At 59.1% G+C, this 21919-nt stretch carries 23 protein-coding genes and 2 riboswitches; of the genes, 16 read left to right on the top strand and 7 right to left on the bottom strand.

Annotated features, from left to right (window positions below):
• The first annotated feature begins 24 nt into the window (after positions 1-24).
• The 4 genes from nqrM to RCI20_RS14370 are packed head-to-tail and all read left to right on the top strand — an operon-like array spanning position 25 to position 2588.
• Positions 25-234, top strand: coding sequence for a (Na+)-NQR maturation NqrM (gene nqrM / locus RCI20_RS14385; protein WP_076093279.1), 210 nt, complete (start codon positions 25-27; stop codon positions 232-234).
• Positions 235-236: 2 nt separating this feature from the next.
• The gene (locus RCI20_RS14380; protein WP_306606626.1) at positions 237-632 is read left to right on the top strand and encodes a CBS domain-containing protein; all 396 of its coding nucleotides are present in this window, start codon (positions 237-239) and stop codon (positions 630-632) included.
• 49 nt (positions 633-681) lie between these two features.
• The gene (locus tag RCI20_RS14375) at positions 682-1590 is read left to right on the top strand and encodes an arginase (RefSeq protein WP_306606624.1); all 909 of its coding nucleotides are present in this window, start codon (positions 682-684) and stop codon (positions 1588-1590) included.
• Positions 1587-2588 (top strand): J domain-containing protein, encoded by a 1002-nt coding sequence (locus RCI20_RS14370; RefSeq protein ID WP_306606622.1) that lies wholly within the window; start codon positions 1587-1589, stop codon positions 2586-2588. Before RCI20_RS14375 ends, RCI20_RS14370 begins: the two co-directional genes overlap by 4 nt.
• 14 nt (positions 2589-2602) lie before the next feature.
• Here the strand turns inward: RCI20_RS14370 and RCI20_RS14365 are convergent, their stop codons facing one another.
• Entirely contained in the window at positions 2603-3424 is an 822-nt protein-coding gene (locus RCI20_RS14365) for an alpha/beta fold hydrolase (protein ID WP_306606620.1), read from the bottom strand.
• A 111-nt stretch (positions 3425-3535) separates the two neighbouring features.
• Complete coding sequence (locus tag RCI20_RS14360) at positions 3536-3907, bottom strand: hypothetical protein (protein ID WP_306606618.1); 372 nt, start codon at positions 3905-3907, stop codon at positions 3536-3538.
• A gap of 138 nt (positions 3908-4045) precedes the next feature.
• Between RCI20_RS14360 and RCI20_RS14355 the strand changes: the two genes are divergently transcribed.
• A complete protein-coding gene (locus tag RCI20_RS14355) occupies positions 4046-4318 on the top strand; it encodes a hypothetical protein (RefSeq protein ID WP_306606617.1) in 273 nt (90 codons plus the stop codon).
• Positions 4319-4323: 5 nt separating this feature from the next.
• On the opposite strand, the gene RCI20_RS14350 is transcribed toward RCI20_RS14355, so the two are convergent.
• From RCI20_RS14350 to gcvT, 5 genes are all read right to left on the bottom strand, one after another.
• Positions 4324-4884: a DUF2946 family protein gene (locus RCI20_RS14350; RefSeq protein ID WP_306606615.1), complete on the bottom strand. Its 561-nt coding sequence runs from the start codon at positions 4882-4884 to the stop codon at positions 4324-4326.
• Between the two features lie 203 nt (positions 4885-5087).
• Positions 5088-5702 carry a cold shock and DUF1294 domain-containing protein gene (locus RCI20_RS14345; RefSeq protein WP_306606614.1) on the bottom strand — a complete coding sequence of 205 codons (615 nt, stop codon included), beginning with the start codon at positions 5700-5702 and terminating at the stop codon, positions 5088-5090.
• A gap of 265 nt (positions 5703-5967) precedes the next feature.
• Positions 5968-8823 (bottom strand): aminomethyl-transferring glycine dehydrogenase, encoded by a 2856-nt coding sequence (gene gcvP / locus RCI20_RS14340; protein ID WP_306606612.1) that lies wholly within the window; start codon positions 8821-8823, stop codon positions 5968-5970.
• Positions 8824-8852: 29 nt separating this feature from the next.
• Complete coding sequence (gcvH, locus tag RCI20_RS14335) at positions 8853-9239, bottom strand: glycine cleavage system protein GcvH (RefSeq protein WP_306606610.1); 387 nt, start codon at positions 9237-9239, stop codon at positions 8853-8855.
• Positions 9240-9276: 37 nt separating this feature from the next.
• The gene (gcvT, locus tag RCI20_RS14330) at positions 9277-10368 is read right to left on the bottom strand and encodes a glycine cleavage system aminomethyltransferase GcvT (RefSeq protein ID WP_306606608.1); all 1092 of its coding nucleotides are present in this window, start codon (positions 10366-10368) and stop codon (positions 9277-9279) included.
• A gap of 77 nt (positions 10369-10445) precedes the next feature.
• A riboswitch (glycine riboswitch) is annotated at positions 10446-10535 on the bottom strand.
• An 18-nt stretch (positions 10536-10553) separates the two neighbouring features.
• Positions 10554-10644, bottom strand: a riboswitch (glycine riboswitch).
• A 111-nt stretch (positions 10645-10755) separates the two neighbouring features.
• On the opposite strand from gcvT, the gene RCI20_RS14325 reads away from it, so the two are divergent.
• The 11 genes from RCI20_RS14325 to rbfA all read left to right on the top strand — a co-directional run bounded on the left by RCI20_RS14325 (position 10756) and on the right by rbfA (position 21911).
• On the top strand, positions 10756-11595 hold the full coding sequence (locus RCI20_RS14325) for a 3',5'-nucleoside bisphosphate phosphatase (protein WP_306606606.1): 840 nt from the start codon (positions 10756-10758) through the stop codon (positions 11593-11595).
• 24 nt (positions 11596-11619) lie between these two features.
• Entirely contained in the window at positions 11620-12246 is a 627-nt protein-coding gene (locus tag RCI20_RS14320) for an L-threonylcarbamoyladenylate synthase (protein ID WP_306606603.1), read from the top strand.
• Positions 12247-12257: 11 nt separating this feature from the next.
• Positions 12258-12905 carry a site-2 protease family protein gene (locus tag RCI20_RS14315; RefSeq protein WP_306606645.1) on the top strand — a complete coding sequence of 216 codons (648 nt, stop codon included), beginning with the start codon at positions 12258-12260 and terminating at the stop codon, positions 12903-12905.
• Between the two features lie 6 nt (positions 12906-12911).
• A complete protein-coding gene (locus RCI20_RS14310) occupies positions 12912-14114 on the top strand; it encodes a tryptophan--tRNA ligase (protein WP_306606601.1) in 1203 nt (400 codons plus the stop codon).
• 58 nt (positions 14115-14172) lie between these two features.
• Entirely contained in the window at positions 14173-15087 is a 915-nt protein-coding gene (locus RCI20_RS14305) for a ScpA family protein (RefSeq protein WP_306606643.1), read from the top strand.
• The gene (scpB, locus tag RCI20_RS14300) at positions 15056-15601 is read left to right on the top strand and encodes an SMC-Scp complex subunit ScpB (RefSeq protein WP_306606599.1); all 546 of its coding nucleotides are present in this window, start codon (positions 15056-15058) and stop codon (positions 15599-15601) included. The genes RCI20_RS14305 and scpB overlap by 32 nt, the downstream gene beginning before the upstream one ends.
• Positions 15585-16655 carry a 23S rRNA pseudouridine(2605) synthase RluB gene (rluB, locus tag RCI20_RS14295; protein WP_306606598.1) on the top strand — a complete coding sequence of 357 codons (1071 nt, stop codon included), beginning with the start codon at positions 15585-15587 and terminating at the stop codon, positions 16653-16655. The genes scpB and rluB overlap by 17 nt, the downstream gene beginning before the upstream one ends.
• A 150-nt stretch (positions 16656-16805) precedes the next feature.
• Complete coding sequence (gene rimP / locus RCI20_RS14290; protein WP_306606597.1) at positions 16806-17246, top strand: ribosome maturation factor RimP; 441 nt, start codon at positions 16806-16808, stop codon at positions 17244-17246.
• 21 nt (positions 17247-17267) lie between these two features.
• Positions 17268-18740, top strand: coding sequence for a transcription termination factor NusA (gene nusA / locus RCI20_RS14285; RefSeq protein ID WP_306606596.1), 1473 nt, complete (start codon positions 17268-17270; stop codon positions 18738-18740).
• Between the two features lie 16 nt (positions 18741-18756).
• Positions 18757-21531, top strand: coding sequence for a translation initiation factor IF-2 (infB, locus tag RCI20_RS14280; RefSeq protein WP_306606595.1), 2775 nt, complete (start codon positions 18757-18759; stop codon positions 21529-21531).
• The gene (rbfA, locus tag RCI20_RS14275; RefSeq protein ID WP_306606594.1) at positions 21531-21911 is read left to right on the top strand and encodes a 30S ribosome-binding factor RbfA; all 381 of its coding nucleotides are present in this window, start codon (positions 21531-21533) and stop codon (positions 21909-21911) included. Before infB ends, rbfA begins: the two co-directional genes overlap by 1 nt.
• Positions 21912-21919 lie beyond the last annotated feature (8 nt).

The raw sequence follows: 21919 nt of genomic DNA, 5'->3' as shown, positions 1-21919 counted from the left end.
CAGGAAAGGTAGAAAGGGACCACCATGGAAATGTTTCTGGTCACCTTCGGGGCCATCGTCCTGCTGGTCCTGCTGATGGCGGTTGGCGTGCTCTTCGGACGCAAGCCGATCGCCGGCAGTTGCGGCGGCTACAAGGCAATCGACGTCGAGTGCGCCGCCGGCTGCAAGGACCCCTGTGAAAAGCGTCTGGCGCGCATGAAGGCGCAGGCAGAAGCTGAAGAAAAAAAGGAATAGGCATGCTGAAATCACTGCTCGTCAAGGATTACATGACGGCCGATCATCTGGCCTTCAATCCCGAGATGGACGTGCTGACCGCTGTTCACCAGTTGCTCGAACATCATCTGACCGGTGCGCCGGTGGTCGATGCGGCCGGTCATCTGGTCGGGTTTTTCTCGGAAAAGGACGGTTTGCGCGTTGCCCTCAATGCGTCGTACTACGAACAGCCGGGCGGCCCGGTTGGCCAGTACATGACGCGCGAGCTGAAGACGCTCGACGCCTCGTCGTCGATGGCCGATGCCATCGAATTGTTCGTTGCCAATCATTTTCACTGCTATCCGGTGCTCTCCGAAGGCAGGCTGGTTGGTCAGCTATCACGGCGCGACGCGCTGAAAGCGCTGGAAAAACTCTGGTAAGACGGTTTTTTGGTGGTCGCCGACGCCATTCTTCGGCGACAATTGCCGGATGAGCGGATATCACCAAAAAGCCTGCGCCGGCATGCGCATCATCGGCGCGGCCAGCGGTTTGGGCGCACAAGACCAGGCCTGTGAAGACGGGCCTGTTGCCTTTCATCATTCGCAAGCCTGGCATGAACTGGCCAAACATCCGCAACTCGATTGGGGGCGCACGTTGTACGCGCCGCCAGAGCGTAGCGGCGAAGCACCGGTACAACGGATCGCCGGGTTCTGTCGGCATCTGGCTGACGAAGTGGCACTGACGCTGGCTAACCAGCAGTTTCCTGTCGTCATCGGCGGCGATCACTCGGTCGCCATTGGTACCTGGAGCGGGGTGGCACGTTACCTCGCCGCACCGCCGGGGCTGCTCTGGATCGATGCGCATCTCGACAGCCATACCCCGGCAACAAGCTATTCAGGCGCCATTCATGGCATGCCGCTGGCTTGTCTGCTCGGTCGCGGTGACAAGCGCCTGCTCAACATCGGCTTGCCGGGGGGGCAGGTCAGTGCCGCGCATACCGTCGTGCTTGGCGCCCGCAGTCATGAGCCGGAGGAACTCGAGTTCCTGCGGCAGATGAGTGTGCGTATTATCGACAGCGAGGAAATTGCCCGGCGCGGTTTTGCCGCCTGTCTCGATGAAGCGATGGCCGTTGTTGCCGCAGCACCCGCCGGTTTCGGCGTTACCCTGGATCTCGATGCCATCGATCCACGCATGGCGCCCGGTGTAGGCAGCCCGGAGCCCGACGGGCTGCGCGCCGCCGATGTATTGACCGCCTTGCACTGGATCGCCGGCATGCCTGGCCTGAAAGCTGTCGAAATCGTCGAATACAACCCGGATCGTGACCGACACGGCAGTACGGCCGCCTTGCTTTCCGACCTGATCGGGGAAATCCTGCCGTCCGGAAAACACGCCTCATGATTCTCAAGGCCTGTACCGTTCTTGGCGTTTCGCCCGACGCCGGTCCGACCGAGTGGAAACGCGCTTACCGGCGGCTGGCCATGCGCTGGCATCCTGATCGCAACGATCACCCGGAAGCCACCGAGCGTTTCAAGGAAATTGGTGCCGCTTACGAAACCCTGCTTGCGGTCGACGCCCCGGAAAGCGAAAAAACCGCAGAAGCGCCGGAAGACACATCGGAAGAAGCACTTGTCCGTGCCCCCGATATCCGCCTCAATCTTGTCATCAGCCTTGAAGAGGCGGCCGCCGGTTGTCGCCAGACAATTACCTACGCGCGCGGCAAGGCTTGCCCGACCTGCGATGGTAGCGGCGAAGCCGGCATGTCACGGACGCGTTTCTGCGATGCTTGTCACGGTAGCGGCCGGACGCATGACGCGCAGCGCAAGCTGGTGGCATGTGGTGCCTGCGGCGGGCGTGGTTTCTTCACCGAGCGCATCTGCCCGGATTGTCAGGGAAGCGGCCGAGAAACGGCCGATGTTAACCTCGAAATCGTCGTTCCGCCCGGCATGCTGTCAGGTGATGAACTGCGCCTGGTCGGGCAGGGCGAACCCGGCCACGAACAGCTGCTTGCCGGCGATCTGTATCTGACCGTGGTGCTGGCGAGCCATCGCCTATACCGCCTGGACGGGCGTGATATCCACTATCGCATGCCGGTCGGCGCGCTGGCCTTGCTGGCCGGCGGCGACGTCGAACTGCCAACCCTGGCCGGCACCATCGGCCATACCCTGGCTGTCGGTAGCACGGAGTCCCGTGAAATCCGCATTCCCGGTAAAGGCTATCCCGGTCGTGGCAACAAGCCGGCTGGCGATCTGGTGGTCGTGCTGGACGCAGTCTTTCCGGCCAGCCTGACTTCGCGCCAGCGCAAACTGCTGCTCCAGGCGCACACTGACATGCTCGATCAGCGTGCGGACAGCCTGCCGGCAATCGAGGATTGGTGGCGCTTGAACGGGCCGGACTGATCTTGCCGCCCCGTTCACGGGGCTGATGGTTCCGGGTAGATGAAGGGCATCATCGCCGCAAGCACCTTCTCCGGGACACTGACGTGGGGCAAGTGCCCCTCGGCGTCGATTACCGCCAGATGGCTGTTCGGAATGTGTTGTTGCAGGTATTCGCCAATCGCCAAGGGAACGGCGTAGTCGCTTGCTGTCTGGACGATCAGTGTCGGAATTTCCAACTGATGCAGCGATTGCCGGTGGTCGGATTGAAGGATGGCGCAAAGGATGGTCAAGGCCCGATCTTTCGGTATTGCCTTGAGACTGTCAGAAAAGTGCCGGGTCAGTTGCGGTCTGTCGGCGTTCATCATCGCTAGCGGAGCAATGCTATCGACCCAGGCAGAATAGTCGGCCACGACGCTGTCGTAGACGTTGGCAATGTCCGCTTTGCTGAATCCTCCTTGGTAACCCGCTTCGTCGAGATAACGGGGAGATGAGCCGAGAAGGACGAGTTTGGCAAACAGCACCGGTGCTTCCAGCGCAGCCAGCAAAGCAATCATGCCGCCGACCGAATGACCGACCACAATTGCCTGCTCGATCTCCAAAGCCTGGCAAACCTCGATGAGATCCTTGGCATATTGTTGCAGATTCAGGTACCGATGCTGGACAAAGGCTTCCGGCGCCGATGCCCCTGCGCCGACGTTATCCAGCAGGACAATGCGAAAATCACAGGAGAATGCTTTTGCTACCGCTTCCCAGGCATGCTGGTCTGTACCAAAGCCATGGACGAAAACAATCGATTGACCAGCGGCCAGGTTACCGGAGACGGAAACGTTATTGCGCTTGATTGGGTCGATTGACATTTTCATATCCTCAAGAAGTTCTGGCGAGGAAACGCCAAGGCCAGAACCTTGGCGGAATATGTCATTTTTTCCGGCACTTCACAATCCATCTCAGGCACTGTAGGACGTCTGCTATGCGTCGTCTGGCTCGGCCGGGTCGGTCGTTCCGAGGACCCTTTCGCTGCGTAGCCAGGCCTTGTAGGCTTTCATCACCGGGCGTGAAATCATGGTCTCGGCGAGCAGGCGTTTCTCGTAGATGAACATCGTCATGGCCTCGTCCATGGCTTTCCGCGCTTCAGCGATCAGGCGATGGTATTCGTCGCCCATCTGCTTGCCGGGACGGTTTTTGGCGACAGCGTAAAGTGTGCCGATGACAAGCTTGTCGTGCTCGTTCATCTTGCACTTGCCGTCGAGGATCTTCAGCATGACGGTGGTTGTGCAGTCGATATGGACGGGATCGACGAGGTGGCTTGCGGCCCATTGGGCGATGGCGGATTGATTCATGGCGTGGTGCACTTTCCGACAGGAATTCGGGAGATTCCTGCTTTCAAGCAACAAGAACGCCAGGCTAGGGTGAAAACTGCCTGAATATTGCGGTCGACCGCAGAAATCAGCATTTTTTCCAAAAAATTGGGATATCTGATGTCTGTCATTGTCCTGCAAGGCTTTGCGCGGGATACTGGGCGCGTTTTCCTGACGAGCGATATGATCATGACCAATCAACAGATACGCACGGCAATCCGTTCCGGCTGGCCCTTCTTCGGTGTCACCAGCCAGGGCCAGGTGATGGCCCGCTATGTCCCATTCGGCCCGGTATTTCGCTGGAAACGTAACCAGATGATCCCAACCCCGCTGCAAGGCGAGGATTTGCTGTGGTGGCTACAGGCCAACGACGAGGATGGCAAGGAGGAGTAAGTGCTTCAAGCGCCTGGCTGTGCAATGAATTTGTAACGCGCCGGGACGTCGAGCGCAGCAATTGGCTGCAATGGCAGTTTCTGCCAGAACACCGCTACTGGCTCGCCAGCCAGTAGCGCAAGCAGCCTTGCCTCATCGGGCGCGGCGCCCTTGGCGTCGGTGCACGCCGCGAGAAAAGCCGGCAGGTCGCGGTCGTCGAGCAAGCCGATCCCCTGTGCGCTATCAAGCAGCACATTGCCGTACTCGTCGACATGAACCGCCCGCAAGTCGCTCACGGGCAGTCCGGTATGCGTCAGCAACCCCGTTGTCTCCATCCGGAATATCCAGGGCGTATAGTCGAGTTCGACGAAAACCTGCTGCGGCCCGTTCTGGACAAACCAGCGTCCCTGACTATCGGCGCTGTAGTGTTGGCTGAGAAAAGCAATCAGCCCAGGATGCGATACCCGTTCCCCCTGCAAACGCCAGTGGCCTCGCCGGTCGAGGCTCAACCAGCCGTAACAGGCGGGTACATCGGGCCATTTGCGTTGGGCCGGGGTCAATACAGGCGAGTCAGGGGGGCTGGTCAATCGAATTCTCCAGAGGTGTCGGGCAGTAATCAGGCAAGCAGATGGGGGCGATCATGGTTTTTTGCGCCCATCAAAACAGAAGCTGGCCCTTGGGGCGACTGCAAAATCGGCGGTAAGCAGCGTTGCGAGTAGTACGTGGCGTACTGTTGCTCATTCGATGTGGGTGAAAAATTTACAATTCGGCTTGCTGACTTGCCTGCTTTTCATACGGCTCTCAGCAAAGTCTCAAGGGTTCTGGCCCCGGAGGGAGATAACAACCAGCCGAGCGCGCCGCAGTTGACTGCGACAGTGAGCCAAAACATCATCAGGAACGAAGCCTTGGCCGACTTGTGCCGAATCAGCCGTTGTGCCGCCAGCGCACCGGGCCAGCCGCCGACCAGGGCGAACAAGTGCAAAGTTTTTTCCGAAATTCGCCATTGATTACGTAAAGCGGCAGATTTGTCGACCACGTAGGCGAAAAAGGCAACGAGGCTGGCAACGACATAAAGCACGAGAACGGCAATGGGCAGACGGCCAAGGACAACCGCAGCAAGCACCAGAAGCAGAAAACAAACCGCAAACAGCGGCGGCAATTTGCTGCTACCCGGCGCCTTGGCCGGAACGGGCCGTTCGCCAACAAACGCAACCGCATTTGCCTGCGCGCGCCCCTTGCCATCGACCGAGAGTTCGTACGTGACGAGTTCGTTTCCTGCGGGCCGCCGACGCCGGCTGGAAAAGGCATTGAAATGTACGAAGACTTGCTCTCCACCGCCGTTGGGCGTGATGAAGCCAAAGCCTTTGTCATCCTTCCAGGTGGTGATTCGACCTTGGTAGCGCATATTTTGATTTGAGGTGTGGGGATAGTTCAGCTTGAGGGGTGCGGAAACAAGTGGCGAAGCCGGCTGTTGACGCTAACAGTTTCCAGGCGCATTTTGTATCCACCACTAAAGCACAGCAACATACGCCAAGAGAATGTCAATGTCTAAGGTATATGGCGTGTTGCGACTGACTGGTCAGAAAAATCCAAAAATCCTGCGGTCGACCGCAGGATTTCAATAAAAAACGGCCTCATCGAGGCCGTTTTTGTTGGGCGCAGTGGTTCGCTCAGTCTTCGTAGGCTTCCATCGGCGGGCAGGCGCAGTTCAGGTTACGGTCGCCGTACACATCGTCGATGCGATTGACGCTCGGCCAGAACTTGTTGGCAGCTACCCAGGGCAGCGGGAAGACGGCTTGCTGGCGGCTGTACGGATGCTTCCATTCGTCGTCCATGACGTCCGCCTGCGAGTGCGGGGCGTTCTTCAGCGGGTTATTGTCCGCGCTCCATACGCCGTTTTCGATCTGGCGGATTTCTTCGCGGATGGCGATCATCGCGCCGATGAAGCGGTCCAGTTCGGCCTTCGATTCGGATTCCGTCGGTTCGACCATGATCGTGCCGGCGACCGGGAAGGACACCGTCGGCGCGTGGAAGCCGTAGTCCATCAGACGCTTGGCGATGTCGATTTCCGCAATCCCTGTCGCCGCCTTGATCGGGCGGATGTCGAGGATGCACTCGTGTGCCACGCGGCCGTTCTTGCCGACGTAAAGCACCGGGTAGTGCGCCTGCAACTGGGTGGCGACGTAGTTGGCGTTCAGGATGGCGACTTGGGTGGCCTTCTTGACGCCTTCGCCGCCGAGCATGGCGAGGTACATCCAGGAAATGCTGAGGATCGATGCCGAACCGAAGGGCGCGGCAGAGACGGCGCCCTGGCCCTTGTTTACCCGATCCGGCGCGCCGGTGGCGGTGACCGCGTGGTCGGCCATGAACGGTGCCAGATGGGCTTTCAGACCGATCGGGCCCATGCCCGGCCCGCCGCCGCCGTGCGGGATGGCGAAGGTCTTGTGCAGGTTCATGTGGCTGACGTCGGCACCGATGAAACCTGGCGAGGTCAGGCCAACCTGGGCGTTGAGGTTGGCACCGTCCATATACACCTGGCCGCCGTTGGCATGCACGATGGCGCAGATGTCCTTGACCGCTTCTTCGAACACGCCGTGCGTGGACGGGTAGGTGATCATCAGGCAGGCGAGGTCGTCCTTGTGTTCCTCGGCCTTGGCCTTGAGGTCGGCGACGTCCACATTGCCGTTGGCGTCACAATCGACGACGACGACCTTCATGTTGGCCATCTGGGCGGTGGCCGGGTTGGTGCCGTGGGCCGATTTGGGGATCAGGCAAACGTTACGGTGTTCCTCGCCACGGCTGGCGTGGTAACGGTCGATGGCGACCAGACCGGCGTATTCGCCCTGGGCACCGGAGTTCGGCTGCATGCAGATGGCGTCGAAACCGGTGACGGTTTTCAGCCATTCGGTCAGGCTGGCAATCATTTCCAGATAGCCGGTCGTCTGATCCTGCGGTGCAAAGGGATGGATGCCGCCGAGTTCCGGCCAGGTGACCGGGATCATTTCGCTGGTCGCATTCAGCTTCATGGTGCAGGAGCCGAGCGAGATCATCGAATGGTCGAGCGCCAAATCCTTGTTCTGCAGCGACTTCAGGTAGCGCAGCATCTCGTGTTCGGTGTGATGCGTGTTGAACACCGGGTGCGTCAGCACGGCGTCGGCGCGCAGCAAGTCCTTGAGCGGGCTATTCTCGGCAGCAGCAGCGTCGAGTGCGGCGAGGTCAAAGGACTGACCGGTGAGCGCTTGCAGCAACGTTGCTACATCGGCGGCGGTGCTCGTTTCGTCGAAGGAAATGCCCCGGGTTTGCGCGTCGACCGGGCGCAGGTTGTAGCCGGCAACGGTCTTGTCGGTCTTGATCTGCACGGTATCGAAGAATGTTGCGGTCGACATCGGAATTCCGGCTTTTTTCAGGCCTTCGACCAGCATGCCGGTCAGCCGGTGGATGCGCTGGGCGATGGTCTTCAAGCCTTGCGGGCCGTGATAGACGGCGTACATGCCGGCCATGTTGGCGAGCAGCACCTGCGAGGTGCAGATGTTGGAATTGGCTTTCTCGCGACGGATGTGCTGCTCGCGCGTCTGCAGCGTCATGCGGTAGGCGGTGTTGCCGCGCGCATCTTTCGACACGCCGATGATGCGGCCCGGCATCGAGCGGACGAAGGCTTCGCGGGTGGCGAAGAAGGCGGCGTGCGGACCGCCGAAGCCCATCGGAATGCCGAAGCGCTGGCTGGAGCCGAGGGCGATGTCGGCACCCATGGCGCCCGGCGAGTTGAGCAGCACCAGTGCCATCAGGTCGCTGGCGACGGCCACCGTGGCGCCCTTGGCCTTGAGGCCGGCGATGATGGCGCTCAGATCGCGGACTTCACCGTTGTCGTTCGGGTACTGGAGCAGGGCGCCGAAGAATTCTTCGTCTTTTACCGTGTCGACCGCAGCAATCACCAGTTCGAAGCCGAAGTAGCCGGCGCGCGTCCGGACCACGTCGATGGTCTGCGGAAAGCAGGCGGCGTCGACCAGGAAGCGGTTCGACTTCGACTTGGAGACGCGGCGGGCCATCGTCATCGCCTCGGCGGCGGCGGTGGCTTCGTCGAGCAGCGAAGCGTTGGCGATTTCCAGGCCGGTCAGGTCAACGACCATCTGCTGGAAATTCATCAGCGCTTCCAGGCGGCCTTGGGCGATTTCGGCCTGGTAGGGCGTATAGGCGGTGTACCAGCCGGGGTTTTCCATGACATTGCGCAGGATCACCTTGGGCGTCAGCGTGTCGTAATAACCCATGCCGATGCACGACTTCTGGATCACGTTCTTGCTGGCAATGGCTTTCAGGTTGGCGAGCGCTTCGTGTTCGCGACGCGGGGCCGGCAGCGGCAAATCGGCCGGCAGGCGGATGGCGGCGGGAACGGTCTGGTCGATCAGCTGATCAAGGCTGGCGGCGCCGATGGCGGCCAGCATGGCGGACATTTCGGTGGCGCAGGGGCCAATGTGGCGGCCGATGAACTCGTCGTGCTGTTCAAGGGCAGAAAGAGGGATATGGCTCATGTGGGGGTCGTCTCGTATGACGCAGTAAATCAGGCGGCGTCAGCGACGGCTTGATAGGCGGCGGCGTCGAGCAGGGCGTCAACGTCGGCCATGTTGTCCGGCGTCATCTTGAACAGCCAGGCAGCGTAGGCGTCGGCATTGACCGATTCCGGGGCGTCAGCGGCGGCCTGGTTCACTTCGGTCACGGTGCCGGCAATCGGGGCATAGACATCGGCAGCGGCCTTGACCGATTCGACGACGGCGATTTCCTTTTCCGCAGCGTAATGCGCGCCCACTTCCGGCAGTTCGACGAAAACGAGGTCGCCCAGCGCTTCCTGCGCGTGGTCGGAAATGCCGACGGTGACGCTGCCATCAGCGTTCTTCAGAACCCACTCGTGGGAGGCAGCGTATTTGAGGTTGGACGGGACGTTGGACATGGTTTTCTCCTGAATGGGCGAATTTATTGAAAAATGTTTACTGAACTGCTTTGCCGTTGCGGGCGAATACGGGTTTGGTGACCTTGGCCTTGAGCAGCTTGCCGCGAATGTCGACCTCGACTTCGTCACCGATGGCAACGCCGAGCGGCAGGCGGGCCAGCGCGATGGATTGCTGCAGCGTCGGCGAAAACGAGCCGGACGTGATTTCGCCGTTGCCCTGCTTGGTGACGACTTGCTGATGGCCGCGCAGTACGCCCTTGTCGAGCAGGATCAGGCCGAGAAACTGTTTTTGCTGGCCGTTTGCGGTCAACGCGGCTTTGCCGACGAAATCGCGTGCGTCTTTCATGGCGACCGTCCAGGCCAGCCCGGCGTCGAGCGGCGAGACGGTTTCGTCCATGTCCTGACCGTAGAGATTCATGCCGGCTTCCAGACGCAGCGTGTCGCGGGCGCCGAGGCCACAGGGGGCGACGCCGGCATCCTTCAGGGCATTCCACATGGCTTCGGCTTCATTGGCCGGCAGCATGATTTCGTAGCCGTCTTCGCCGGTGTAACCGGTGCTGGCAATGAAGTACTGGTCGACTTCGGCGGCGAAGAAGGGTTTCAGCTCGGCGATGGCCGCCTTGGCCTGTGGCAGCACCTGCCAGACCTTGGCGCGGGCATTCGGGCCTTGCACGGCGATGATGCCGAGGTTGTTGGCGCCATCGCGGCGCTGGGTGATGGTCACGTCCATCTTCCATTCGGCCGCCTTGGCCTGCATCCACGCCAGATCCTTTTCGGCGGTGCCGGCATTGACCACGATGCGGAATTTCGTGTCGGTCAGGAAATAGATGATCAGATCGTCAATGACGCCGCCAGCGTCGTTCAACATGGCGGCGTAGAGCGCCTTGCCGGCAACGGTCAGCTTGGCGACGTCGTTGGCCACCAGGCGGGACAGGAAAGGGCGGCAATCGGTGCCGGTGAGGTCGACCGGGCACATGTGCGACACGTCGAACATGCCGCAGTCCTTACGCACAGCATGGTGCTCTTCAATCTGCGAGCCGTAGTTGACCGGCATGTCCCAGCCGCCAAAGTCGACCATCCGGGCGTTCAGCGCACGATGGGCGTCGTTCAAAACCGTTTTCTTCAGCATATCAATCCTTTACAGGCGTTTATTAACGTCAGTTCTAGAAACGGAAAAGGGGTGAAACAAAAAGCACACGCTTTGTGTTTCACCCCTCTGTCCTCGATACCTGAGAGATTTGCCCCATCGGTGGATGTCGACCGCAACAGTCGCCATCGCTCTCCAGAGTTTTTTGGCTCACGCCGCAGCGTTTGCCATGTTCCGTGGTCCTTTTGCCTGAGCGTTTTCGGGTGGGTTTGCGCCTTCGGCGGCAGACTTGCATCTGCACTCTCCCACAGAACGGGTGGCACTATAACGGGATGCATCAGTCCAAGCAACATGCTGCGCTGCACAAGGTGGGCCGGTGGGCTTGCGCCTTCGTGATAATATCGCGGTCTATTTTTTCCCCGGATTTCCGTGAACCCAGCCAATTTCGATTTTCATTGTCACTCTTCCGTGTCCGACGGCTTGTTGCCGCCTGCGGAGGTGGCTCGGCGTGCGGCGGCGAATGGCGTGGATCTCTGGGCCTTGACCGATCACGACCATCTGGGCGGGCTGGACGAAGCCCGGACGGCGGCGGAAGAAGCCGGCATGCGTTTCGTCAATGGCGTGGAAATCTCCATCGAATGGCACGAAGTGCCGATTCACATTGTTGGTTTGGGGTTTGATGCTGCGCATCCCGATCTCACCGGTGGTTTGCATGCTTTGCGCAGCGGACGACTGGAGCGGGCGCGCAAGATGGGTGATGCGTTGGCAGCCATCGGCATTCCCGGTGTATTCGAAGGCGCTTTGCGCTACGTGACCAATCCCCAACTCATTTCGCGGGCTCATTTTGCCCGCTACCTGGTGTCCATCGGGATCGCCAAGGAAATGTCCGGGGTTTTTCAGTACTACTTGACGCCGGGCAAGCCGGGTTACGTCGATCATCGCTGGGCCGGTCTGCAGGAAGCGATTTCGTGGATTACCGCAGCCGGTGGCGTTGCGGTCGTTGCGCATCCCGGACGTTACAAGTTTTCCGGTGGCGAGATGCGCCGCTTTCTCGACGATTTCAAGGATCTCGGTGGTCAAGCCATCGAAGTGACGAGCGGCAGCCATTCACCCGATCACATCCTGCACTTTGCCCGATTGGCGCGGCATTACGGATTTCATGCGTCGCGCGGCTCGGACTTTCACGGGCCGGCCGAAAGCTATGTCGACCTCGGTCGTGTGCCGCAACTGCCAGAAGACCTCAAGCCGGTCTGGCGTTTGATTGATTGAAACCGAATTGACCCGAATTGACCTATGACCCGCGTCGTTAATATCCATCCTGATTCCCCGCAGCAACGGCTGCTTGTGCAGGCTGCCGAATTCATTCGTGACGGTGCCATCGTCGCCTTGCCAACCGATTCCTGCTACGCCCTGGCGTGTCATCTTGGCGATAGGGAGGCGCTGGATCGCATCCGCCTGATTCGTCAGATGGATGAGCGGCATCACCTGACGCTGATGGTGCGCGACCTCTCCGAGATCGCCAATTACGCCCGGGTCGACAATGCGCAATATCGCTTGCTCAAAGCGGCGACGCCGGGTAGTTACACCTTCATTCTCGAAGGCAGCAAGGAATTGCCGCGCCGGGTCATGCATCCGAAGCGCAAGACCATTGGTGTGCGGGTGCCCGATCATCCGGTAGCGTTGGCCTTGCTGGAAGAACTCAACGAGCCTTTGCTGACGACTACGTTGCAATTGCCGGGCGATGAAACACCGCTGACCGAAGGCTGGGAAATCCAGGATCGCCTCGATGAGCAGATCGAATTGATCCTCGACGCCGGCACCTGCGGTATAGAGCCGACGACGGTGATCGATCTGACCGGTTCCGCGCCCGAGCTGATTCGCGCCGGACGTGGGCCGCTCGCCTTGTTTGGCCTCGATTGACCATGCTCGATATCAACGCCCTGATCCAGACCATCGCAATTGCCGCCTTGCCGGTGATTTTTGCGATCACGCTGCACGAGGCTGCTCACGGTTACGCGGCGCGCCATTTCGGTGATCCGACGGCCTGGCAACTCGGACGTATCAGCATCAATCCGCTGCGTCACGTCGATCTGGTCGGCACCATCCTGATTCCGCTGGCCATTCTGTTGTTTTCGGCCGGCAATTTCCTGTTCGGCTACGCCAAACCGGTGCCGGTGGATTTCAGCCGCATGCGCAATCCAAAGAAAGACATGCTCTGGGTCGCTGCTGCCGGACCCGCAGCCAACCTCGCGATGGCCTGTTTCTGGGCGCTGATGTTCAAGCTGTCGTGGCTGGCCCCGCCGTTTTTCAGCGTGCCGCTGGCGCGCATGGCAGAGTTCGGCATCATCATCAATTGTGTGTTGATGGTGCTGAATTTGCTGCCTTTGCCGCCGCTCGATGGCGGACGTATTGCGGTCAGCCTGCTGCCGCATCGGCTGGCCTGGAAGTTTGCCCAGCTTGAGCGCTGGGGCTTTCCCATTTTGCTGGTCCTCCTGTTCACCGGTATCCTCGGCGAAATCATGAATCCGCTGGTCGCCTTCGCGGCGCGAGCCATCGAAACCCTTTTTGGTCTTTATTAAATTCCTATGTACGCAGAACGTGTCCTTTCCGGCATGCGCCCAACCGGGTCGCTGCATCTTGGTCATTACCATGGTGTGCTGAAAAACTGGGTCAAGCTTCAGCATGAATATCCCTGCCTGTTTTTCGTGGCCGACTGGCACGCCCTGACCACGCAGTACGACAGTCCGCAAGGGATCGAACAGTCGGCGATGGACATGGTCATCGACTGGCTGGCGGCCGGGGTCGACCCGAATCAGGCGACGCTGTTCATCCAGTCCAAGGTGCCGGAGCATGCCGAGTTGCATCTCTTGATGTCGATGATGACGCCGCTGAGCTGGCTGGAGCGCGTGCCGACCTACAAGGATCAGCAGGAAAAGCTGGCCGGCAAGGATCTGGCGACTTACGGGTTCCTCGGTTATCCCTTGCTGATGAGCGCCGACATTCTGATTTATCGCGCCGACAAGGTGCCGGTCGGCGAGGACCAGATCCCGCACGTCGAATTCACCCGCGAACTGGCCCGTCGCTTCAACCACATGTACGGTCGCGAGCCGGGTTTCGAGGACAAGGCGCGCGAAGCCGTCAAGAAACTGGGCAGCAAGAAGGCACGCCTGTACGACGAGTTGCGCACCCGTTTCCAGCAGGAGGGCGACAAGGAAGCGGTAGAGCAGGCGAAAGCCATGCTCAACGATATTCAGCATATGTCGGCCGTTGACCGCGAAAGACTGTTTGGTTTCCTCGAAGGCACCGGCAAGATGATCCTGGTCGAGCCGGGTTATCTGCTGACCGAAGCGTCGAAAATGCCGGGGCTGGACGGGCAGAAGATGTCCAAGTCGTACAACAATACGATCACCATGCGAGAGTCCGAGGAATCGGTGGCCAAGAAGGTGAAGAGCATGCCGACCGATACCAATCGGGTACGCCGCACCGATCCGGGCGATCCGGCGCGTTGCCCGGTCTGGCAGTTGCACGAGGTTTACTCGGGTGACGAGGTCAAGGCCTGGGTGCAGGAGGGCTGTCGCACGGCCGGTATCGGCTGTATCGAATGCAAGCAACCGGTGATCGAGAGCATTCTGAAAGAGCAGGCGCCGATGCGTGAGCGGGCACAGATGTATCTGGATGACCCATCGCTGGTCAAGAGCATCGTGGCCGATGGCTGCGAGAAGGCGCGCGAACTGGCCCGCGAAACAATGCGCGACGTGCGCGAATCGATGGGGCTGGAATACAACTGATGTCGCTGGCGCCGTTCCGTTTCCGCTGTCTGGCGGTCGGCGCATGAATATTGCGTCCATGGAAGCAGAGCCTGGCCGCACGGGCGACGTGGCGCAGGCCACACTTTTCGCGCCGGTGGCCCGCATCTATGGCGAGCCGATGGCGGCTTTGCCGCAGGATTTGTATATCCCGCCGGATGCGCTGGCGATCATGCTCGATGCCTTCGAAGGGCCGCTCGATCTGTTGCTCTACCTGATCCGCAAGGCCAACGTCGATATCCTGGATATCCCGATGGCGCCGTTGACCCGCCAGTACCTTGATTACATCGACAAGATGGAAGTCAGCAATCTTGAACTGGCTGCCGAATACCTCGTCATGGCAGCGATGCTGATCGAGATCAAGTCGCGCATGCTGCTGCCGCGGCCGAAGCTGGGTGATAGCGACGAGGCGGAAGATCCGCGGGCCGAGTTGGTGCGCCGGCTGATGGAATATGAGCAGATGAAGATTGCCGGCCAGAATCTGAACGCGTTGCCGCAGGCCGAGCGGGAGTTTTTCTGGGTCGAGACGCTGGTTGAGAAGTCGTTGTTCGTGCGTTTGCCGGAAGTTTCGGTGGAGGATCTGAAGGACGCCTGGATGGCGGTGGTGCGCCAGGCGGTGTTGAAGCGCAATCACAAGATCAGCCGTGAAGAGTTGTCGGTGCGCGAACACATGGGCATCATTCTGCGCATCCTGCAGGAGCGGGGCGGTTTTGTGCACTTTGAAACGTTGTTTGATGGCGCGATGGGCGTGCCTGGGCTGGTCGTGCATTTTCTCGCCATGCTTGAACTGGGGCGCGAGAAGTTGATCCGCATTACGCAGACCGAGGCCTTTGCGCCGATTTATGTAAATCTGCGCGGGGTGGATGACCTTGAGTTGGAAGCGGTGTCGGGCGTAGAACAGGAAGCGGTCATGGACGGGAGCGATGGAACCGACTCAGGTCAAGAAAATTCTTGAAGCTGCCTTGCTCGCGGCGCGCGAGCCGATGACGACGCATGAGCTGAAAAAGATGTTTGACGAAGATTTTTCGTCGGATACCTTGCGCAAGTTGCTCGATCAGTTGCGCGAAGACTGGGTTGAGCGGCCGGTGGAGTTGATCCAGCTGGCTTCCGGCTGGCGTTTTCGGACGCGGGCCGAGTATTTGCCGTATCTTGACCGGCTGAATCCGGAACGACCGCCGAAATATTCGCGGGCCGTACTTGAAACACTGGCCATCATCGCCTATCGTCAGCCGATAACGCGTGGCGGTATTGAGGAAATCCGTGGTGTTGCGGTCAACACCAATGTAATTAAAACTTTGGAAGAGCGCGGTTGGATCGATGTCGTCGGTCACCGCGATACGCCGGGACGCCCGGCATTGTTTGCCACGACGAAAAAATTTCTTGATGATCTGGGCCTGCGCAGCGTCAGCGAACTGCCGCCGCTTGAACAAATCAGCCAGACACTGGAGCTGAATGATGAAAACCAATAAAAGAACACCTTTCCGCGCAGCGGATAAACCCGGGACTTCCCGCGCAGCGGGAAAGCCAGGCGGTTTTGCTAGCGATTTTGCCAAGGATTCCCCCGTTGAAAAACGGTCTCGGCGCGGTGTTGACCGCAATATTTCGCCGCAACAGGCCCGTGGCCCCGCAGGGTCGCCCGATGAAGCACCGCTGGATGAAGTTGACGCCAAGCCGGCACCGCGTCGGCGTCAGGGCGTGCCGCAGACCGGCCGGGCCAATCGCGGCAATATCGGGCGCAACGGCAAGCCGCTGATCGAAGCCAAACCGGAACGTCTGCAGAAAGCGCTGGCGCAGGCTGGTGTGGGTTCGCGCCGCGAGATGGAAGAGTGGATTGCGGCCGGCAAGGTCAGCGTCAATGGGGTGGTTGCGACGATCGGCCAATCGGTCGTGCCGACCGACAAGGTCAAGATCGGCGGTCGCTTGATCAACATCCGTTTCACCGGCAGTAGTTCGCGTCCGCCGCGCGTGCTGATGTATCACAAGCCGGAAGGCGAAATCGTGTCGCGCGACGACCCGGATGGTCGTCCCTCGGTTTTTGCTGCGTTGCCGCGCATTCGTGGTGGGCGCTGGATCAATGTCGGGCGTCTGGATTTCAATACCTCGGGATTGCTGCTGTTTACGACTTCCGGTGAGCTGGCCAACAAGCTGATGCACCCAAGTTCCGAAATGGTTCGCGAGTACGCCGTACGGGTGCTTGGCGAACTGACGCTTGAGGCGCACCAGCAACTGCTCAGCGGTGTGCAGCTGGAGGATGGCCCGGCGAGTTTTTCCAGTCTGGTCGATGCGGGCGGCGAGGGGGCTAATCGCTGGTATCGCGTCAGCCTGTTCGAAGGGCGCAATCGGGAAGTGCGTCGGATGTTCGAGGCCGTTGGCTGCACAGTCAGTCGACTGATTCGTGTGCGTTACGGTCCGTTCAGTTTGCCGCCGCAGTTGAAGCGGGGTCGTTGCCGGGAACTGGACGAAACCGAAATGAAGTTGTTGATGCGTGAGATGGCCAGGGCGGAGAAGCTGCAGGAAGCTTGATTCAGGGCAGCAAAAAGCACGCTGTAGCACCGGTAGCGATTGTTAGGGAGGAATAAACTCGTTATAATTCACGGGTTTGTTTCTCCCGTGGTTTTTGCGGGCATCTTATTTTTCTGAGGTGGGCGTTTCGCCCATTTTTTATTTGTGGCTATGGATTTAAATTCGCTGCTTGAAACGACGGTCACTGGCTTGGGCTATGAACTGGTCGATGTCGAAATGTCGCCGCGTGGACGGACTATCCGCGTATTCATCGATGCGCCCGGCAGAGAAACCGGCATCGATGTGGAAGACTGCGCCAAGGTTTCCAATCAATTGACCCGTGTTTTCGAGGTGGAAAACTTCGATTTTGACCGGCTGGAAATTTCTTCGCCCGGCTTGGATCGCGTGGTGAAAAAGGAAGCTGACTTCGAACGTTTTGCTGGTCAGGAAATCCAGATCAAGCTGCGCATCCCGCACAATAATCGCCGGAACTTCCAGGGGCAACTGCTCGGCTGCAAGGACGGCAAGGTTGGTCTTCGCCTTGAAAAGGAAGACACGGAACTCGAATTCAACAATATCGAAAAGGCACGTCTGGTGCCGAAATTCGACTGAAGTACCTGGAGGTTTTAGCCCATGAGCCGTGAACTGTTGCTGTTGGTCGATGCACTGGCCCGCGAAAAGAATGTCGCCAAGGAAATCGTTTTTGGCGCGCTTGAGCTGGCGCTCGCATCTGCGACCAAGAAGCGTATCCACGACGAAGCCGAAGTGCGTGTGTCGATTGATCGCGCGACCGGTAATTTCGAGTCCTTCCGCCGCTGGCTGATCGTTCCGGAAAACGAATACGTTAACGAATACCTGGAGCGTCCGTTGCCCGAAGCGCAAAAGGATGATCCCGAGATCGAGGCTGGTGATTATCTGGAAGAGCCGCTGGAGCCGATTGATTTTGGGCGTATTGGCGCCCAGGCTGCCAAGCAGGTCATTCTGCAAAAAATTCGCGATGCCGAGCGTGAGCAAATTCTGGCCGACTTCCTTGAGCGCAAGGAACATATCGTTTTCGGCACGATCAAGCGTATGGAGCGCGGCAACGCCATCATCGAAGCGGGCAAGATCGAAGCCCTGCTGCCGCGTGACCAGATGATTCCCAAGGAAAATCTGCGTGTTGGCGACCGAGTCCGTGCCTATCTGCTGCGTATCGATCGCGGTGCACGTGGTCCGCAAATCATCCTGTCGCGTACGGCGCCGGAATTCGTTATCAAACTGTTCAATCTGGAAGTGCCGGAAATTGAAGATGGTTTGATGGAGTTGAAGGCCTGTGCCCGTGATCCGGGGATGCGTGCCAAGATTGCCGTCAAGTCGAACGATCCGCGTATCGATCCGATCGGTACCTGTGTCGGTTTGCGCGGTTCCCGCGTCACGGCAGTACGTAATGAAATCGGTGGCGAGAATATCGACATCGTGCTGTGGTCGGCTGATCCGGCCCAGTTCGTGATCGGCGCGTTGTCGCCGGCCGAAGTGTCGTCGATTGTGGTCGATGAAGAAAAGCACGCGATGGATGTTGTGGTTGACGAAGATAATCTGGCCATTGCGATTGGTCGCAGCGGTCAGAATGTTCGCCTCGCATCTGAATTGACTGGCTGGACGATCAACCTGATGACTCAGGACGAGTCGGCCAAGCGGACCGAGGCAGAATACGCCGTAACCCGCACCATGTTCATTGAAAAGCTGGATATTGATGAAGAACTGGCTGATCTGCTGATCGAGGAAGGTTTCTCGACACTGGAAGAGGTGGCCTACGTTCCGCTGGCTGAAATGTTGGAAATTGATGGTCTGGACGAAGATATCGTCAACGAGTTGCGTAATCGCTCGCGCAATGCGCTGCTCACCGAGGCGATTGCGACCGAAGAAAAACTTGAAAATGTTGCCGACGACCTGATTGGTCTCGAAGGCATGACCAAGGAATTGGCCGCCAAACTGGCCGAACATGATGTCAAGACGCGCGACGATCTCGCCGAACTGGCGGTTGATGAACTGACGGAAATGACCGGCATTGACGATGAGCGTGCCAAGGAAATCATTCTCAAGGCACGAGCTCACTGGTTCGAGTGAGCAGGAGGTAGTAACTATGTCCGCAACAACTGTTTCACAATTTGCCGTTGAACTGAAAATGCCCGTTGAGGCACTGCTTGAGCAATTGGGCCGTGCTGGTGTGGGAAAAAACGGGGGGCAAGATACCCTGAATGATCAGGACAAAACCAGTCTGCTGGATTATTTGCGCCGTTCGCATGGCGAAGATAATCCCCAGAACAAGATTACGCTGACGCGCAAGCAGACTTCTGAAATCAAGGCGACCGATTCGCATGGCCGAGCCCGTACTGTTCAGGTTGAAGTGCGCAAAAAGCGTGTGCTGGTCAAGCGCGATGTCGCAGAGCACCTGCCGGAGGCCGGGACGGATGAAGATGCTGAGTCCGAAGTGCTCGATCAGCCAATTGATACGTCCGGGCCGATTGAGGCGTTTGCCGCCGAACCGGTAATCGAGCCGGTGGTGGAAGTGATTCCTGAGCCGGTGCTCGAGCCGGAACCAGAGCCGGAACCCGAGCCTGAGCCTGAGCCAGTCGTTGAAGTCGTGGTACCTGAGCCTGTTGTTGAGGTGGTTGAAGCGGTTGTCCCACCCGCGCCGACGGTTACTTTGCGCCCCTTGGATCGCGCCGCCATTATTGGCGAAAAGGAACTGAAATCCCGCGAGGAAGAGGCGCGTCGTTCCAATCGCTTACGCGAAATTCAGGAGCGCGAGCTCAAGGAAAAGCAGGCGCGTGAAGCCAGGGCATCGGAAATGCGTCAGCAAGCCGAGGCTGCTGCAGTCGCCGCCAAGTTGGCGGAAGAGGCGAAACAGCAAGCTGCAGTGCAGACGCGTGCCAGCGAAGGTGAAAAGGGTACTTTGCATAAGAAACCCGATGCACCGGGTGCCGCCAAGAAGGGCGATAAGGGTGGCCGTGCTGCCGATGATGGCAAGAAGAAAGCCGGCATCAAGACCCGTGGTGCCGACAGCGGCAGTGGCTGGAAGGATAATCGCCACGGTCACAAAAAATCGCATAACAAGTCTGACGACGGTCAAGGCAGCTTCCAGGCGCCGACCGAGCCGATCAGTCGTGAAGTGCACATTCCGGAAACCATTTCCGTTTCCGATCTGGCGCACAAGATGGCCGTCAAGGCCATCGAGATCATCAAGGTCATGATGAAAATGGGTTCCATGGTCACCATCAATCAGGTGCTCGACCAGGAAACCGCAATGATTGTCGTCGAGGAAATGGGCCACAAGGCGCTGGCTGCCAAGCTGGATGACCCGGATGCCTTCCTCGAAGAGCACACGGAGCACAAGGATGTGCCGCTTGAGCATCGTGCGCCGGTGGTGACCGTCATGGGTCACGTCGACCACGGCAAGACCTCGCTGCTCGATTACATCCGTCGTGCCAAGGTGGCATCAGGCGAAGCCGGCGGCATTACCCAGCATATTGGTGCCTACCACGTCGAAACCGAACGCGGCATGATCACCTTCCTCGACACCCCGGGTCACGAAGCCTTTACGGCAATGCGGGCGCGCGGTGCCAAGGCTACCGACATCGTCATTCTGGTTGTTGCAGCCGACGACGGCGTGATGCCGCAGACCAAGGAAGCGATCCACCACGCCAAGGCGGCCGGTGTGCCGCTGGTGGTTGCGGTCAACAAGATCGACAAGCCGGATGCCAACCTGGACCGCGTCAAGCAGGAACTGGTTGCCGAAGGCGTCATTCCGGAAGAGTACGGCGGCGATTCCCCGTTCGTTGGTGTTTCGGCCAAGAAGGGTACCGGTATCGACGAGTTGCTTGAGCAGGTGCTGTTGCAGGCTGAAGTGCTGGAACTGACGGCACAGAAGGATGCGCCGGCCAAGGGTCTGATCATCGAAGCCCGTCTCGACAAGGGACGCGGTGCCGTGGCAACCATGCTGGTTCAGTCCGGCACCTTGAAGCGTGGCGACATTGTGCTGGCTGGTCAGGTATTTGGCCGGGTACGTGCCATGCTCGACGAAAACGGCAAGCCGATCAACGAAGCAGGGCCATCGATTCCGGTGGAAATTCTCGGTCTGTCGGATGTGCCGGCTGCCGGTGAAGAAGCGATTGTGTTGGCTGACGAAAAGAAAGCCCGCGAAATCGCCTTGTTCCGTCAGGGCAAGTTCCGCGACGTCAAGCTGGCCAAGCAGCAGGCCGCCAAGCTGGAAAACATGTTCCAGCAGATGGAAGAAGGCGCCGTCAAGACCCTGCCGCTGATCGTCAAGGCCGACGTGCAAGGTTCGCAGGAAGCACTGGTGCAGACCCTGTCCAAGCTGTCGAACGAAGAAGTCCGCGTGCAGATCATTCACGGCGCGGTCGGTGCGATCAGCGAATCCGACGTCAATCTGGCGCAGGCTTCCGGCGCCGTCATTATCGGCTTCAACATTCGTGCCGATGCCGGCTCGCGCAAGCTGGCCGAGAACTTCGGGGTCGATATCCGTTACTACAACGTGATTTACGATGCGGTAGACGAGGTCAAGGCCGCCCTGACCGGCATGCTGGCGCCGGAGAAGCGCGAGCAGATTACCGGCATGGTCGAGATTCGCCAGGTCATCACTGTTTCCAAGGTGGGCAATATTGCCGGCTGTTACGTCTTGGAAGGCTTCATCAAGCGCAATTCGCGTGTCCGTCTGCTGCGTAACCACGTTGTACAGTGGGATGGTGAGCTCGATTCGCTGAAGCGCTTCAAGGACGACGTCAAGGAAGTCCGTTCCAACTTCGAGTGCGGTCTGTCGTTGCGTGGTACGAATGACATTCAGGTGGGCGATCAGCTCGAAGTGTACGAAATCCAGGAAGTGGCACGCTCGCTGTAATGAAAAAAAAGCAAGTACGAGGTTTTCAGCGCGGTGATCGGGTTGCGGAGCAGGTGCGCCGCGACCTCGCCGACTTGATCCGCACTGAATTGAAAGATCCGCGGGTGGGCATGATCAGTTTGACGGCGGTCGAATTGACGCCGGATTATGCCCATGCCAAGGTGTTTTTCACGACGTTGAACTCGGAGCATTTGCCCGAAATAGAACAAGGTCTGAAACGCGCCTCAGGATTTCTGCGGCGCGAGTTGGGCCGGCGTATCCATATCCATACGCTGCCGGAATTGCATTTCATCTATGACAATTCCCTGGAGCATGGCGCCAACATGTCCCTGCTGATCGATCAGGCCAATGCGGTCAGCGATCTGACGCCGGAAGACTAAGCTTTTCC

Source organism: Azonexus sp. (genome assembly GCF_030824335.1).
In the GTDB taxonomy this organism is placed as follows: domain Bacteria; phylum Pseudomonadota; class Gammaproteobacteria; order Burkholderiales; family Rhodocyclaceae; genus Azonexus.
This window is presented reverse-complemented; position numbering and strand designations above follow the sequence as displayed.

What these genes read in the sequence shown, in the direction of transcription:
- RCI20_RS14310 (WP_306606601.1), top strand. Translation starts at nt 12,912, where the DNA reads ATGTACGCAGAACGTGTCCTTTCCGGCATGCGCCCAACCGGGTCGCTG.
- nusA (WP_306606596.1), top strand. Translation starts at nt 17,268, where the DNA reads ATGAGCCGTGAACTGTTGCTGTTGGTCGATGCACTGGCCCGCGAAAAG.
- RCI20_RS14380 (WP_306606626.1), top strand. Translation starts at nt 237, where the DNA reads ATGCTGAAATCACTGCTCGTCAAGGATTACATGACGGCCGATCATCTG.
- RCI20_RS14355 (WP_306606617.1), top strand. Translation starts at nt 4,046, where the DNA reads ATGTCTGTCATTGTCCTGCAAGGCTTTGCGCGGGATACTGGGCGCGTT.
- nqrM (WP_076093279.1), top strand. Translation starts at nt 25, where the DNA reads ATGGAAATGTTTCTGGTCACCTTCGGGGCCATCGTCCTGCTGGTCCTG.
- rimP (WP_306606597.1), top strand. Translation starts at nt 16,806, where the DNA reads ATGGATTTAAATTCGCTGCTTGAAACGACGGTCACTGGCTTGGGCTAT.
- RCI20_RS14360 (WP_306606618.1), bottom strand. Translation starts at nt 3,907, where the DNA reads ATGAATCAATCCGCCATCGCCCAATGGGCCGCAAGCCACCTCGTCGAT.
- gcvT (WP_306606608.1), bottom strand. Translation starts at nt 10,368, where the DNA reads ATGCTGAAGAAAACGGTTTTGAACGACGCCCATCGTGCGCTGAACGCC.
- RCI20_RS14375 (WP_306606624.1), top strand. Translation starts at nt 682, where the DNA reads ATGAGCGGATATCACCAAAAAGCCTGCGCCGGCATGCGCATCATCGGC.
- RCI20_RS14365 (WP_306606620.1), bottom strand. Translation starts at nt 3,424, where the DNA reads ATGTCAATCGACCCAATCAAGCGCAATAACGTTTCCGTCTCCGGTAAC.
- scpB (WP_306606599.1), top strand. Translation starts at nt 15,056, where the DNA reads ATGGAACCGACTCAGGTCAAGAAAATTCTTGAAGCTGCCTTGCTCGCG.
- rbfA (WP_306606594.1), top strand. Translation starts at nt 21,531, where the DNA reads ATGAAAAAAAAGCAAGTACGAGGTTTTCAGCGCGGTGATCGGGTTGCG.
- RCI20_RS14320 (WP_306606603.1), top strand. Translation starts at nt 11,620, where the DNA reads ATGACCCGCGTCGTTAATATCCATCCTGATTCCCCGCAGCAACGGCTG.
- RCI20_RS14345 (WP_306606614.1), bottom strand. Translation starts at nt 5,702, where the DNA reads ATGCGCTACCAAGGTCGAATCACCACCTGGAAGGATGACAAAGGCTTT.
- infB (WP_306606595.1), top strand. Translation starts at nt 18,757, where the DNA reads ATGTCCGCAACAACTGTTTCACAATTTGCCGTTGAACTGAAAATGCCC.
- rluB (WP_306606598.1), top strand. Translation starts at nt 15,585, where the DNA reads ATGATGAAAACCAATAAAAGAACACCTTTCCGCGCAGCGGATAAACCC.
- RCI20_RS14370 (WP_306606622.1), top strand. Translation starts at nt 1,587, where the DNA reads ATGATTCTCAAGGCCTGTACCGTTCTTGGCGTTTCGCCCGACGCCGGT.
- gcvP (WP_306606612.1), bottom strand. Translation starts at nt 8,823, where the DNA reads ATGAGCCATATCCCTCTTTCTGCCCTTGAACAGCACGACGAGTTCATC.
- RCI20_RS14305 (WP_306606643.1), top strand. Translation starts at nt 14,173, where the DNA reads ATGGAAGCAGAGCCTGGCCGCACGGGCGACGTGGCGCAGGCCACACTT.
- gcvH (WP_306606610.1), bottom strand. Translation starts at nt 9,239, where the DNA reads ATGTCCAACGTCCCGTCCAACCTCAAATACGCTGCCTCCCACGAGTGG.